We start from the raw sequence: 14,094 nt of genomic DNA, 5'->3' as shown, positions 1-14,094 counted from the left end.
CGCCGGCGACGCTCTATCACGCGGTACGTCGTGACCTTCGCTCGGGACGTGTGCTTCAGATCGCGTGTCCGATCCACGGGTCGCCCGCGGACGGCTACGACCGCGCGTTGGCCGACCTGGCCCTGTCGGGGACGGTGGACGAACAGGGCCGGCCCGCGCCGCCGGTCCCGGCCGCCGAAGCAGCCCGGGGGACCGGTCCGATCGCGCGGTCGACAACCGGACCACCCGGCCACCCGAGGAAACCCCGCACGAAACGCCGCTCCGACGCGGGCCGCCCGGCCGATACGCTCCCGCGCCCGGTATCGCCGTTCGACCGATCCCACCCACACGGGATCGACGGCACCCGGCGCCCGACGACCCGACGTCCCGCCTCCCCGCTCCTCTTCGCTCCCCAACCCGCACCACCGAGAACGCCCGTTCCTGCGCGCACTCCGCCGGGACCCGACCGCGGGGGAGCGGATCGGCCACCGCAAAGGCCCCGAAGCCGCCCGTGCGTTGGACGTGTTCGCCAAGCGCCCCCGGACCTGGCGCAACCACACCTGGGAAGCCGACCACGTCCAAGCCTCCCTGCGTGTGACCGCCGGCGGCGATCTTGTCCACCCCTACATCACGTGGCTCATCGACTGCGCGACCAGGGCGATCACCGGTGTCGCCGTCACCCCCGGCCACCCCACGCGGGCCTCGGTCCTGGCCGCGTTGCGCTCCGCGATCGTGCGCACCGATCCCTACGGGCCCTTCGGCGGCCTGCCCGAACACGTGCGCTTCGACCGCGGCCAGACTTCCTCTCCCGCACCGTAACCACCACGCTCGCCGCCCTGGACGCGAACATCACCGTGCTCCCGCCCTACAGCCCCCACCTGAAGGGCAGCATCGAGAACCTCAACCGCTGCGTGGATCGGATGCTGTTCGCCGCCCTGCCCGGCCACACACAAGCCGCCCAAGGTGTTGCGGATGCGGACGTAAAGGTGTCAGTGGGCGGGGAGGTATGTCGTCTGCAGGACGTAGACGCGTTCGCTGCGTACCACGATCAGGTACACGAACATGCCGTCGTCGATGTAGGCGGTTGCCGCGCGGGGATTGGGGCCCTCGTACAGGGTCCCGTCGAGATACAGGACCTCGGCCGCGCGGACGATCTCCGCGATCGCGGTCTCGACCAGGGCGACGAACGCCTCCGGGGCTCCGCCCACCACGCTCGCCTGGTCGGGTTCGTACTCCCAGCCCCAGCTCACACGCCCACCGCGGCATAGGCGGCCCGCAACAACTCGCCGGAGACCCGAACACCGCGGGCCCGCACCCGGGGGTCGTCGCTGACGGTGTCGACCTGCTCGGCGTGGTGGTAGCGAAACGCCAGGTCCGGGTGACGCTCGATCTCCGCGATCGCCGCCCAGTGTCGCAACCAGCCCCGCAACGGGTCGAGCCGGTTGACCTCCAACGCCTTCGCGGTCGCCTCGCGCTGGGACCGGTCCATCTCGGGAAGCCAGTGCGGTGCCAACAAGGCGATCGCCGCACGCACACCCTCGATCGTGCGCTCCGGCCGCGCGATCACCGGAGTCGAATACTCGGGCTCGGCGGTCACCCCACACCCCTCCCTCACGACGATCCGACCGACCCCACTCTAGTCGCCGCCGTCCCACGGGCAGGGCCCGAGCGCCGAGGAGATCGGCTCTGCGGGAGAGATTCCCCGGCGGGCGCCGGGCCGTCTGCGGGGTGCCGCCCGTCCGCGCTCCGCGCATCTGGGCCGGCTGCCCCAGGGCGCGCACCGGGCACCCGAGCCCGCCGGCGCGGACACCGACATCGATGCCGCCGTCTCCCGGGCGCGTTTCTACACCCTCGACGCCCGCCTGGTCGGGCGGTGTCGGGACAACGGTGGCGATGCCGGCGATACTCGGGCGTCATGGATGAACTCCTGTCGATCACGTCGGCCGGCGTCGGGCGTTTCCTCCGGCGCTGGTACACCACCGTGAAGAGCGTGGGCGACATTCACCTCGACCCCTGTATGCCTGCCGAACTGGTCGAGTGACCACTACGGACACGGGGCGACAGTCCGCGCGGCACGCGGGTTCGGGCACACCACCGCGAGGTCCGCGCGGTGTCCGGACCGGGAAGTATCGACCACCGCACGACCAAAGCCGAACGGCCGCGTGGCGTCCGAGCCGCACCTTTGCCTTGTCTGCCGATGGTGAAAAGCAGCGCGCCGATCCGACGGCGTGAGCGAACCGCGGCCCGATGCCCGGCATGGTCGGTGCGGGTTGTTGGGCTCGACGGTCACGGCGGACTCGAGGTTCACGTCATCGGCGCGGAGCCGTGATGGCGGTCGCGGTGGCATCGGCCGTGCTCGGTCATCTCCTGCGACAAGCTGTCGTTCGCCGGGTCGGTGGTGGGCTCAGGCGTTCGGAGGAGTCGGGCACGGGGGCGAGTGGGTGTCGGAGTTCCTGGCCTGCTTGTTCGAAGCTGCCCGCGGTGGTCGCGCAGATGCGCCGGATGGCGTCCTGGGGTCGTAGGAGTCGAAGGGATACTGCGTCGGTCTCCTCGATGACGGCCAGGGCGCGGCCGTCGGGTGAGAGGTCGACAGGCTTTGTACGCGGATGTGCCGATGGGTGTCGTGTGGGGTGCGGGGTGGTCCGGGTCGGTGAGGTTCCACCGCCGGGCGGTGGCGGAATCGCCCGACGTGGCGAGGGTGCCTCCATCGTTCGTCAGGCAGAGGGAGTCGACCCAATCTCCTTTGCTGTCCAGGGCGTTCGGGCGTGGTTCGGGGTGGTCGGGGTCCGACGTGTCCCACAGTTGCGTGGAGCGGGAACCGGCGGTCACCAGGGTCTTGCCGTCCGATCCGAATGTCACGGCGAAGGCGACGTCATCGTCGAGGGTGATAGGTCGTGGTCTCGGGTGGGATCGGCGATGTCCCATGACACGACATCGATTTGCGAGTCGAGTGTCGAGACGGCGAGCGTGCGACCGTCGGGCGAGAAGGCGGCGGCGATTTCGGCGCCGTCCCGATGGGGGCACGAGGAGTGGGGCGGTCAGGGTCGGAGACGTCCCATGTCCGCAACCCCTGGAGTCCGCCCACCGCGACGAGGGGGCGGCCGTCCGGGGAGAAGGACAGGGCTCCCTTCGCCGTCGACCCGTTGGTCGTGCGCAGCGTGGGCTTGTGGGGATCGGCGGTGTTCCGGAATTCGATGAACCCGTTGCTGGTGACGGCGAGGGTACGGCCGTCGGGGGAGAACGCGAGTCCGATTTCTGCACTTCCTTGCACCGGGAAGTCCGTGAGGCGCAGGGGCTGTTCGGGGTATCCGACGTCCCAAAGCGTGATACTGCCGTCGTGTGTGCACGGGGCTTCTGTCGCGTGTCGGGATGTTCCGCCTGGGCGTGCCGGCAGAGGTCGCGCCGGCGTAGTCGCTGGGCTCAGGGCTCTACGCTCAGCGGGTGGTTCTCCTGGACGTGCTCGCCGGAGATGTCCTCGAAGATCAAGTCCTTCGTGGCCACGTATTCCGCCATGTAGTTGCGCTGACCGTGGGCCATGACGGCCTGGACGCTGACCCAGTGCTCGAGGAGGGTGAAGAGGTGCGGGTTGTCTCGATCCCGGAAGATGCGGAATTCCAGGCAGTCCGGGTTGGCGCGGGTCGGGTCGGCGATCTTTTCCAGTGCCCGCTCGGCTGCGTCGCTCATGTCCGGCCGGGCCTGCAGTCGCACGAGGAAGAGGATGGGTCCCGGGTGCTCCTTCGGGGGCGGCGCCTGATTGCGATCTGCGGCCTCGACCGCTTCAGGGACGGCGGAGGGGTCATCGGACACGGGTTCCCACTTTCGCCGGCTGGACCGGCACTGGCTGCCGGTAGGTGAGGGTGTGACGTTCGCTGGTGGCGAAGTCACGCCGTCGACTCCTTGGCGGCTTGCGCGTTGAGCATCGCGGCGCGCAGCCGGACCCGGCCCGGCGGCAGCTCACCGGCTGCGCGGGCTTGTTCCAGCGCTGCCGACCACCACGCCAGATCGTCGAGTACGACATCGAGTCCCACGTTCGTCAGGGGGCTCGTCGGCCGGCCGGCGTCATCGAACGCGTCGTTGACGAACGGGATCACGACCGTGTTGCGAAGCGGCACGGCCTCTGTCTCCACCATGATCTGGGCGAGGTGCTCGATCGCCCGTATCCCGCCGCCGATGCCGGCGCTGTAACCGACGACGGCGACCGGCTTGTTGCGGAACGCGCTGGACGTCCAGACCGAGTCGATGGCGTTCTTCAGGACACCCGGGAGGCTGTGGTTGTACTCGCTCGTCACGACGATGTAGGCATCTGCGTCCTTGATCTTCCGGTTCCACGCCTTCACGACCGGCTCGGAGTACGTCGGGTCGTTGATGTCGCCGATGGTGCCGAAGTGCTCGGAGAAGAACGGCAGCGGCCAGTCCCGCAGGTCCAGCACCTCGACCTCGAAGCTTTCGCGGGCGGCAGCGACGGACGCCACCCAGGGGGCCACCTGATCCGCCGCTCTGGTCGGGCGAGTGGTTCCCAGGATGATCTTCAGCTTGGACATGACACCTCCGTTGTTGTGATCAACAGATCATGAGCGTAAGGCAATCATTTCAGATTGCCAATCATTGCGGATAATAAATCATTGAGGATCACAAATCATTGCGGCCGGGATACGCTTGTGGGATGGAAAGCACGCGGACGACCTTCGAGCGCCTGTCCATGCCGCTGATCGCCCACCTCGCGCGCCTGGGACGACGCGCCGTGGATGCGTCGACCGAGCCCGGCGGTCTTCGTCACCGCCAGGTCATCGCGCTCAACCTGCTCAGCGAACGCGGGGCCATGAGCCAGCAGGCACTCGGAGAGTCGCTCGGCCTGGATCCGAGCAACGTCGTCGGGCTCCTCAACGAACTCGAGGAGTGCGGGCTGACGATCCGCCGTCGCGATCCGGCCGACCGTCGACGGCACATCGTCGAACTCTCCCCAGGCGGCGAGACGGTGCTGAAGGCGGCTCAGGTGCGACTCGCGAGAGTCGAGGACACGATTTTCCATGCGCTCAGCCCCGAGGAACGCGCAGCGCTTTACGAGCTGCTGGTACGCGCGGTCGGCGCCGATCGCCCCGGGCCGCGACCTCAGTGCGACTGAGGCCGCCCATTGTCGACCGTGCGGAACGTCACTTGTGGGCATCGAGAACCGTGGCCAAACGCCCACTTGGTTATTGTCTGGACCAACTCGGGGGCGATATGTCCTCTTCGCGTCCCAACTGCAGGCCGACAACCCTCGACAGGGATTCGACGCGCCCTTACGGCCCACTCTGCGCCCGGCCGTCTCGAAGGGCGAGACGCTTGTCGTGTGGCCTGCGTCAATGCCAGCGCTTTCGGGTGCGAAGTCGCCTCCGCAAAGCGGCGGTTCAGCATGGACCAGTCGCGATGACGCCACGCCGCCATGGCGGCTGTCACGCATCGGTTTCCGTGACAGGCCGAGGGACAGAACTTCAGGCGCGGGCCACGCACGTGCGTTGGTTTCCTGAGCATGCTCAGGGCGCTCCGCTCCTCGTAGAGCGGTTGTACTTGTTCACCGGCCATTGATTCATGTGCCCGGCCGTGCCCGGACCTCCTCGCGACCGGTGACGGATTCCCGTGTTTCGCCCCTCGTGGTCCGATGCCGGGTGTCGGTGGCGTCGGTTACGCCGCGCATCCGCCGGCCCGGGCAGGGCGGGGGAGCTGACGGCGCGTTGAGGGTCGAGGTCGCGCAGGTGGGGATGGACGAGGGTGTCGACGCGAAGGCGCTGCACGAGGCGTGGAGCGAGTCGTTGCGGGAGACGTGGGACGCTGCGGAGCGGGTGGATGAGCACTGGTCGGAGTGGTGGGAGGGGACCGACCGGGACGTGCGCGTGGTGGTGGCGCGGATGCCGGTCGGGGTGCGGGACGGTTTCGCCTACGGCCGGGTTCCGTGGGGCCGGTTCGCCCACGCGTACGGTTCGGGCGTGGACGTTCCCGACCTGCTGGAGAGGATGCGTTCCGCCGACGCCGTGACGGCGCGGGAGGGCCTGGGGTCGTTGTGGGGCTCGATCTGTCATCAGGGCTCGCGGGGTTCGGTGGCGCCGCCGGCGGTGCCGTTCCTGTTGCGGATCGCCGCGGATCGCCGCGCGCGTCCCCGGGTGGGCGCGCTGTTCCTGGTTGCGATGGTGGCGCGCTGTGATTGTCAGGTGGATTCCCGCGCGGATCTGTTGCGGGTGGCCGATTCCGACGGCGACCACGGGCACTTCGATGTGGGCGGCTACTTCCGGAACCGGACCGTGGAGGCGGCGCGCGGCGCGATCGCCGCGGACGCGCATCTTGCGATCGTGCTCCTGGACGACCCGGACCCCGATGTCCGGGAGGCGGCCGCGTACGCCCTGGCTGCGGCCTCGGGTCGGGCCGGGGAGATTTCCGCAGCCCTGCACGACCGCTTCCGGATCGAGAACCACACGTGCGTACGCCCTGGCCTGGTCCTGGCGATCGCGCAGTCGGCCCGGGAACACCGACACGAGGACGCCGCCGCCTTCACCCGCGCCCTGTGGTCGGACCCCGCGCGCCCCGCCGAGGTCCGGGTGGGCGCCGCCCTGGGGTGGTTGTGTCTGGTCGAGGACCTTGTGCCCGACGACCTGCGTGCCGTCCTCGACGCGTGCGCCACCCCCGAACTCGACCGTGCGATGGCCTCGGTGCCCTGGCTGCGCCGAGTCGACCGCGACGGCGCCGGATCGACCCACATCCTGCGGCAGTTGCTCGACCCGGACCCGTTCCGACGCTCGGTGGCCGACGGCGGCCCCTGGGCGGAGGCCGAGGGATGCACCGACGACCCGCCCTTTTGACGGCTCGGTGGTGGCCGCGGCGATCGGGTGCTTCGGGGGCGGTCCGCGTCGGTGTCTCGGCATTGCGGGAGGCGGGGAAGGGATCGGGATGCCTTGCCGTCGTCTACTCGCCGGGTGGTTCGGCGACGGCGCCGGCCGTCGCGGTGATGGGTCCGATGTCGGGGATCGGCCGTGGCGGTGAGGTGTCGACGGGTAGGGGTGCGGAGAGTCCTTCGCGCAGTCCGGCCGCGAGGAGTGGGCCGTGGACGACCGTGTCGTGGGGGAGGTCGAGGCCGAACACGGTCTCGGCCACGCGCAGTTCGCATCGGCGCGCCTGGGCGTCGTCGTCGGGGGGTGTGCCGTCCGGGGCGAGGAGCCCGGCGGTGATCATGTGCGCGAGGAGCCGGTCGGGGTCCGTGCCGAAGCGATCCTCGGGAGCGTCTTCCTCGAAACCGCACACGACCTCGCCGTCCTCGGCGTGGACAAGGTACGCCACGGGATTGCAGTCGCAGTACACCAGTACCGCCTCGGTGCCGGCGGAGACCGTGGCCAGGACACCGTCCTCGAATCCGCGACCTCCCGTGCTCCCCACTGCGCGGGCCCATCCGCGCGAGGTGCCGGCCCGGATGGTCTCGACGCCGGTGTCGAAGTAGGTCTCGGTGGCGTCGAGGAGCCCCATCGGCGTCCCGCCGCGGGGACGGGGCACGTTCACCGTGGTCTTCGCCCGGACGGCCGGTGGCGTCACCACGCTCACCCTGCACAGTGCCCCGTGACCGCCAACACCGTCCGGTGCGGGTCCTGGGAGCGGGACGCCCGGCTCGCCCGGGCGGCTTCGCCACGGCCTGACCATGGACGTCTTCGAAGCTCTGCAGGTGCGCCGATCCTGATCAGCGCACACAGCGGGAAGGCAGTCGGCGTCACGGGCGACTCCGCCGACGACGGGCCCTCGTTCAGCAGGCCGACTCCGCCAGGTGCGCCTCCTCCCATGGCTGTTGCCGCACTCGATTGTTGATAAATGTGTGAATACAGGGTTCTGGGGTGGCATCATGATGGAATATGTTGGATGAGGATTCGGTCATGCCGCCGCAGACGGGCGGGGCACTCGGGCGTGGATGCCCAGATCGACTCACCGCAACGCTCCTGACTACGCAAAGGCGCTCTTTCATGCAGTCACCCATACGTATCGGACTCGTCGGCTACGGGTTCGGTGGTCGCTTCTTCCATGCCCCGCTGATCGCCGCCGAGCAGGCCTGCGACTTCGTGGGAGTGGTCACCACTTCGCCCGAGCGCCGTGCCCAAGTGGCCGAGCACTGGGACCGGCCGACCTACGATTCGCTGGAGCACCTGGTGCGGGCGGGCGCCGAGGCGGTCGCCGTCTCCACTCCCGCGGCCACCCATGTCCCGCTCGTGCGGCGGGCGTTGGAACTGGGATTGGCGGTGGTCTGTGACAAGCCGTTCGCCCTCGACGCGGCCTCCGCGCGCGCCACGGTCGAACTCGCGGAAGAACTCGGCCGTCCGCTGACGGTGTATCAGAATCGGCGATGGGACTCCGACTTCCTCACCCTGCGCGCACTCCTCGAGGGCGGTCGGCTCGGCTCGTTGGTGCGGTACGAGTCCCGCTTCGAGCGCTTCGCCCCCGGGCAGGCGGTTCCCCTCGCGGGCGGTGGCACGCTCGTGGACTTCGGCAGCCACCTCGTCGACCAGGCTCTGGTGCTCTCCGGGCCGGTCGCGAGCGTGTACGCGGAGATGCATCGGCGCGACGACACCGCAGGGCTCGACGACGACGTCTTCGTGGCCCTCACCCACCGCAACGGGGTGCGGTCCCACCTCTGGGGCAGTTGGCGACAGGGCTCCCCGGGCCCCAGGATGCGCGCCACCGGAACCACGGGCACCTTCGTCGTCGACCGCGTCGACGGCCAGGAGCAGGCACTGCTCGCGGGCGCGACTCCCGAATCCGAAGGGGACCACTGGGGTCGAGAGCCCGAGCAACACCGGGGCCACGTACGGCGCGGGGACGTCGTCGAGCCCGCTTCCCCCGAGCGCGGCAGATGGGATCTGTTCTACGCCGGTTTCGCCGCCGCCGTCCGCGGGACGGGCCCCGTGCCCGTCGACCCCTGGGACGCCGTGGCCACCGCCACCGTCCTGGACGCCGCCCTGAGCAGTGCCCGCGAGGGCCGAGTGGTTCAGCTGTCCTGAGATTCCCCCGCGTTGACACCCGGGCCGGAAGCCGGATGGGCCCACGCCCACGGACCAGGGCGGGGGCCCGCCTCGTCCTTCGATCGAGGAGGTTTGTACTTCAGCTGGAAGAAGTATGAATCTTTGTGTGAAAAGTCTTTTGATCGAAGACGAAAGATACTAGATTTTTGGCGGACGCCGGCCATGCAGGCCAGCGAGGGGAGGCCGTCTTTGCTCAGCAACTTCGACCATTCGGCGCTCACAGTCGGCGTGACCGGCGACTCGTTCACGGTCGGACATGCTCTGAGACACAACGCAACGCGAGGTTGTGTCAGTCCCGGGGGAGGATCCCGACGATGGTGCCCCTGCCGATCGTTGCGCCCGCTTGCGACCTGATCGCGGAGGGAAGCCTCGGCGACCGTCCCGGTTCGGTCACCAAGCCCGCATGACCCTGCGCGTCGGAGCCCGGCGGCGGGTGGCTGTCCGTCCGAGACGGACACCTGCTCGCCACGGCAGGTCGCGCCGCCAGGGGCAGCTCCGTGTGAACGCACGGGCGCCCGCCCACGCGCAGGCATCGTAGAGCCCGCCCGGAAACTCGGCCCCACATAGGTCTCGCGCTCGTCGTGGCGCACCTCCTCGGTCGGGTCCTCATACACGCTCGACAACCGCATCGCGGTCCATCGACAGCCCTCGCGTCGCCGGCCGCGTTCGAGGCGCGCCTTCGTCCGACCAGGCGTGGTGTGTCGGCCTTGGTACGGCCGGGCGCTCGGCCCGGTCGCACCAATGGCCACCAACCACCCGCACCCACGCAGCAATCCTCGTATCGACTCGCCCGCCCGCGATCCGCGCGGCGCGGACGGCACACCCCTGCGCTCATAGGGAGAATCCATGCGCACGACAGATCCGCCCGTCACCCGACGCATCCTCCGCTCGATAGGTGGCGTCATCGCTCTGGTGCTGGCCGTGTTAACCCTGAGCCCGATGCAACCGGCGCTGGCACACGGCGAGTTCCGGGTCCTCCTGTTCACCGGGACCGCGGGCTTCGCGCACGACTCGATCCCCGCCGGCGTCGCGATGTTCCAGGAGGAGGCCGAGGCGAACCACTACGAGGTCGTCCAGTCCGCCGACCCGGTCGTCTTCGAAGACGCGAATCTGGCCGGGTTCGACGCGCTCGTGATGCTCCAGAACTCGGGCATGGTCTGGGAGACCCGGGCTCAGCGCGAAGCCCTCGAACGGTTCGTGCGCTCCGGCAAGGGAGTCGTGGCCCTGCACGCCGCGTTGGACATGGGTATCGAGGACCAATACCCCTGGTGGGACAACCTCATCAACGGCGGCGCCCACATGCCGGGGCACCCTCCTGGCATCCACCAGGGCACCACCAAGGTCGCCGACCGTGTGCATCCTTCGACCAAGGATCTGCCGGAGCGTTGGGTCCGGGACGAGGAGTGGTACACCTTCGACCGCAATCCCCGGGGCAACGTGCACGTCCTGGTGACGGCGGACGAGAGCACCTACGACCCGGGCCCGTCCAGGATGGGCGCCGACCACCCGATCTCGTGGTGTCGCAACGCCGAGGGCGGCCGGGTCTGGGCCACCGCCATGGGCCACACCGCCTCCTCCTACGCGGAACCCGATTTGCGCAAGCACATCATCGGCGGCCTCAAGTGGGCGGCGGGCAACGTCCCCGGCGACTGCGGGCCGACGGTGTGGAGCAGTTTCGAGAAGGTCGCCCTCGACGAGAACACCGTCGACCCCATGCAGCTCTCCGTCGCTCCCGACGGGCGGGTGTTCTACATCCAGCGCGCCGGCGAGGTGAAGGTCTACAAGCCGGACACGCACAGCACGGTCACCGCGGCCAGGCTCGACGTGTACACGGGCGGCGAGGACGGCCTCGTCGGCATGGTTCTCGATCCCGGCTTCGCGCAGAACAAGTGGATCTACCTCTACCACGCACCCAGGAACGCCGCCACCGATGTCAACCGACTGTCCCGGTTCACCGTCACGGGCGACACGATCGACCCCGCGAGCGAGAAGACCGTCATCGAGGTGCCCGCGTACCGCGACCGGACCTTCCCCGAGCCCGGACACACCGGCGGCGCCCTCGACTTCGGCCCCGACGGCAGCCTCTACCTGGGCACCGGCGACGACACCCCGCCCAACCTCGATCCGGCGTGGCAGGGCTACGCGCCGCTCGACTGGCGACCGGGCAGGTCCATGCTCGACGCGGCCCGCACCGCGGGGAACACCAACGACCTGCGCGGCAAGATTCTGCGGATCAGGCCCAAGGCCGACGGCGGATACGACATCCCGACCGGGAACCTGTTCGCCCCGGGCACGGACAAGACCCGCCCCGAGGTCTACGCGATGGGCTTCCGCAACCCCTTCCGCTTCCGCGTCGACCAGGGCACCGGCCGGCTGCACGTGGCCGACTACGGGCCCGACCGCGGCCTGCCCACCACCGACCGGGGCCCCGAGGGACTGGTCGAGTACAACGTCGTCGCGCAGCCCGGCAACTTCGGCTGGCCGTTCTGCCACGGCAACAACCAGCCCTACGCGCCCTACAACCCCGACAACGGGGCCGTGGGGGCGAAGTTCGACTGCGCCGCCCCGACGAACCCCTCGCCCAACAACACCGGCCTGACCCGGCTCCCGGCCGTGCAGATGCCGCAGATCTGGTACGGCTACGGCGCCTCCCCCGAGTTCCCCGAGATGGGCAGCGGCGGCAGCGCTCCGATGGCCGGCCCCGTCTACCGCTACGACCCGAACAACCCCTCGACCACGAAGTTCCCCGCCTACTACGACGGCGCCGGCTTCTTCTACGAGTGGGCGCGCGGCTTCATGCGGGAGATCCGCTTCGACGCGTCGAACAAGCTCCACAAGATCAACGACTTCCTGCCGACGGCGCAGCTCGCCAAGCCGATGGACATGACCTTCGGCCCCGACGGCTCGATGTACGTGCTCGACTGGGGCCGGGACTTCGGCGGCGGCAACAACGACTCCGGCCTCTACCGCATCGACTACACGCAGGGCCGGCGCCAACCCGTCGCCGTGGCGAACGGAACGCCGACCAACGGCCCGGCACCACTGACGGTCGCGTTCTCCGGCAACGGTACGCACGATCCCAACAACATCCCGATCACCTACGCGTGGGACTTCGAGAGCGACGGCACCATCGACTCCACCGAGCCGAACCCCACCCACGTCTACACCACCGTCGGCGCCTTCAACGCACAACTGAAGGTCACCAACACGACCGGTGACACCGGCTTCGCCAACGTGTCCGTCACCGTGGGCAACACCGCGCCCACGATCAAACTGGACCTCCCGGCCGACGGCGGCTTCATCGAGTTCGGCGACCGCGTCCCCTACAAGGTCACGGTCACCGATCCCGAGGACGGAACGATCGACTGCACCAAGGTCGTCGTCAACCCCGCTCTGGGACACGACGACCACGCACACCACACCACCGACATCCCCGGCTGCGAAGGCACCATCGACACCGGCGACCTGGGCGGGCACCCCGAAGGCGCCAACCTCTACTACATCGTCAGTGCCAAGTACACCGACAAGGGCGCCACCGGCGCACCCCCGCTGACCTCACACACCCGCGCCATCCTTCACCCCCGCCACAAGCAGGCCGAATTCTTCACCGCACAGTCGGGGGTGCGCGTCGTCGAACAGTCGGGCGCCGAAAACGGCAAACGACTGGGCGACATCAGCGACAACGACTGGATCATGTTCGACCCGGCCAACCTCCACAACACCGCCGCCATCGGATACCGACTGTCCTCACCCACGGGTGGCGGAACCATCGAGGTACACGCGGACAGTCCGAGCGGACCGCTGGTGAGCACCACCCTCGTCCCCGCCACCGGCGGATGGGACGCGTACCGAACGGTCCAGGGTGGACCTCTCGCTCCGCTCGCAGGCACGCACAAGCTCTACCTGGTGTTCAAGACGAGGAGTGACGCAACCTTCGACCTGGACGCCGTGCACTTCGACGAAACCACCGCGCCGACCGTCGAACCGGGCCTGTACACGCTGACGGCGCACAGCGGCATGAATGTGACGGTGCAGGACGCTTCGTCCACGGACTTGGCGCCGATCATCCAGCAGTCTCCCGGTTCGGGCACCGAGCAGAAATGGCGGGTCGACCCGGTCGGCGACGGCTCGTACACCATCAAGTCCGCGATCGGCGACAAGTGTCTCGAGGTCCCGGGGCGATCCACCGCGCCCGATACCCAACTTGTCCAGTACAGCTGCAACTCCGGCCGCAATCAGCACTGGACGGCCAGGCCCGGGGCCGGCGCCGAACCGGGCGTGTACACCCTCACCAACGTCAACAGTTCGCTGTGCATGGACGCGCACGGTATCAACGCACCGGATCCCACCAAGGTCGTCCAGTGGACCTGCAAGAACTCCGACAACGCCAACCAGCTATGGAAGTTCACCCCGGCGGCACCGACCGCCCGCGTCCAGAGGTGACCGACCGGTAGACCGGGGGCAGCGACCACAGCACGCTTGAAGGCCGCCGACGTCCACCACAGCCAGGTGCAAAAGCCGCGGCCCCGTTCCTACGGGGCCGCGGCCGTTGTCCGCGAAGGCTGGCGCGAGGGCGCCGCACGGTGTGAGGTGCCACGAAGGTTCCGGACAGGGACCCAATAGGGTTGTTGTCGCCGCTCGGGTTTTGTGGGTGGTGTCGGGTGTGGTGGCCTGCGGGTTCGCATGTTGATTGACGCGGATCGAGAGGGTTTCGTGGTCGGTCTTTGCGCGTGCCGGGGCCGGCCGGCCTGCACCCCGGTGTCGTGTCGTCCTGCGGTTTCCCGCCGGGGTGTGTTGCGGTTCCGGGTGGGTTGCTCTGTTTCATCGGGTGGTGTTCGGATCCGGTGATCCGCCCGGGGTGGCGCCCTCCCCGGGGTTCATCCGTGGGCGAGGCCCGGGAAGGACTCGCGACCCACGTCACGGCCGCCTTCGGCGGGTGGCCCGTCCCCGGCCGGTCTCGGATGTGTGGGGATGCCACCCCCACCGCACCTCGTTGAGGACTCCGGCCAACAACACCGCCTCGGGATATACCAAAGCCTCCCGAGTCAGGACATACCACAACTCGACGTCTTTCCCCCGCCCGATCCGC

Annotated in this window: 11 protein-coding genes; 6 read left to right on the top strand and 5 right to left on the bottom strand. The window is 69.1% G+C overall.

Features of this window, described 5'->3' with window-relative positions:
• Positions 1-501 precede the first annotated feature (501 nt).
• Complete coding sequence (locus OG948_RS01415) at positions 502-798, top strand: hypothetical protein (RefSeq protein ID WP_406293085.1); 297 nt, start codon at positions 502-504, stop codon at positions 796-798.
• A gap of 170 nt (positions 799-968) precedes the next feature.
• Here the strand turns inward: OG948_RS01415 and OG948_RS01410 are convergent, their stop codons facing one another.
• Positions 969-1,229 carry a hypothetical protein gene (locus tag OG948_RS01410; RefSeq protein ID WP_406293083.1) on the bottom strand — a complete coding sequence of 87 codons (261 nt, stop codon included), beginning with the start codon at positions 1,227-1,229 and terminating at the stop codon, positions 969-971.
• Positions 1,226-1,576 carry a hypothetical protein gene (locus OG948_RS01405; RefSeq protein ID WP_406293081.1) on the bottom strand — a complete coding sequence of 117 codons (351 nt, stop codon included), beginning with the start codon at positions 1,574-1,576 and terminating at the stop codon, positions 1,226-1,228. The genes OG948_RS01410 and OG948_RS01405 overlap by 4 nt, the downstream gene beginning before the upstream one ends.
• 318 nt (positions 1,577-1,894) lie before the next feature.
• Here OG948_RS01405 and OG948_RS01400 point away from each other — a divergent pair, with 318 nt between their 5' ends.
• Positions 1,895-2,020, top strand: a complete 126-nt coding sequence (locus tag OG948_RS01400; protein ID WP_406293079.1) for a hypothetical protein — start codon at positions 1,895-1,897, stop codon at positions 2,018-2,020.
• 1,379 nt (positions 2,021-3,399) lie between these two features.
• Here OG948_RS01400 and OG948_RS01395 read toward each other — a convergent pair.
• Both OG948_RS01395 and OG948_RS01390 read right to left on the bottom strand, forming a co-directional pair.
• Positions 3,400-3,687, bottom strand: coding sequence for a putative quinol monooxygenase (locus OG948_RS01395; protein WP_406293078.1), 288 nt, complete (start codon positions 3,685-3,687; stop codon positions 3,400-3,402).
• Positions 3,688-3,860: 173 nt separating this feature from the next.
• Positions 3,861-4,520, bottom strand: coding sequence for an NADPH-dependent FMN reductase (locus OG948_RS01390; protein ID WP_406293077.1), 660 nt, complete (start codon positions 4,518-4,520; stop codon positions 3,861-3,863).
• Positions 4,521-4,642: 122 nt separating this feature from the next.
• Between OG948_RS01390 and OG948_RS01385 the strand changes: the two genes are divergently transcribed.
• Together OG948_RS01385 and OG948_RS01380 are read left to right on the top strand one after the other, a co-directional pair.
• Positions 4,643-5,101 (top strand): MarR family winged helix-turn-helix transcriptional regulator, encoded by a 459-nt coding sequence (locus tag OG948_RS01385; protein WP_406293075.1) that lies wholly within the window; start codon positions 4,643-4,645, stop codon positions 5,099-5,101.
• A 589-nt stretch (positions 5,102-5,690) separates the two neighbouring features.
• The gene (locus OG948_RS01380) at positions 5,691-6,809 is read left to right on the top strand and encodes a hypothetical protein (protein WP_406293074.1); all 1,119 of its coding nucleotides are present in this window, start codon (positions 5,691-5,693) and stop codon (positions 6,807-6,809) included.
• A 103-nt stretch (positions 6,810-6,912) separates the two neighbouring features.
• Here OG948_RS01380 and OG948_RS01375 read toward each other — a convergent pair whose 3' ends face one another.
• A complete protein-coding gene (locus tag OG948_RS01375; RefSeq protein WP_406293072.1) occupies positions 6,913-7,533 on the bottom strand; it encodes a DUF6461 domain-containing protein in 621 nt (206 codons plus the stop codon).
• A 419-nt stretch (positions 7,534-7,952) separates the two neighbouring features.
• Between OG948_RS01375 and OG948_RS01370 the strand changes: the two genes are divergently transcribed.
• Together OG948_RS01370 and OG948_RS01365 are read left to right on the top strand one after the other, a co-directional pair.
• On the top strand, positions 7,953-8,984 hold the full coding sequence (locus OG948_RS01370) for a Gfo/Idh/MocA family protein (protein ID WP_406293070.1): 1,032 nt from the start codon (positions 7,953-7,955) through the stop codon (positions 8,982-8,984).
• A gap of 867 nt (positions 8,985-9,851) precedes the next feature.
• Entirely contained in the window at positions 9,852-13,448 is a 3,597-nt protein-coding gene (locus tag OG948_RS01365; RefSeq protein WP_406293068.1) for a ThuA domain-containing protein, read from the top strand.
• Positions 13,449-14,094 lie beyond the last annotated feature (646 nt).

It is taken from the genome of Embleya sp. NBC_00888, from assembly GCF_045207655.1.
GTDB lineage: Bacteria > Actinomycetota > Actinomycetes > Streptomycetales > Streptomycetaceae > Embleya.
Note: the sequence above shows the minus strand (reverse complement) of the source record. Positions and strands in the feature narration are given on the sequence as shown.

Coding starts and splice junctions, on each gene's coding strand:
- OG948_RS01385 (WP_406293075.1), top strand. CDS start 4,643: ATGGAAAGCACGCGGACGACCTTCGAGCGCCTGTCCATGCCGCTGATC.
- OG948_RS01365 (WP_406293068.1), top strand. CDS start 9,852: ATGCGCACGACAGATCCGCCCGTCACCCGACGCATCCTCCGCTCGATA.
- OG948_RS01400 (WP_406293079.1), top strand. CDS start 1,895: ATGGATGAACTCCTGTCGATCACGTCGGCCGGCGTCGGGCGTTTCCTC.
- OG948_RS01370 (WP_406293070.1), top strand. CDS start 7,953: ATGCAGTCACCCATACGTATCGGACTCGTCGGCTACGGGTTCGGTGGT.
- OG948_RS01390 (WP_406293077.1), bottom strand. CDS start 4,520: ATGTCCAAGCTGAAGATCATCCTGGGAACCACTCGCCCGACCAGAGCG.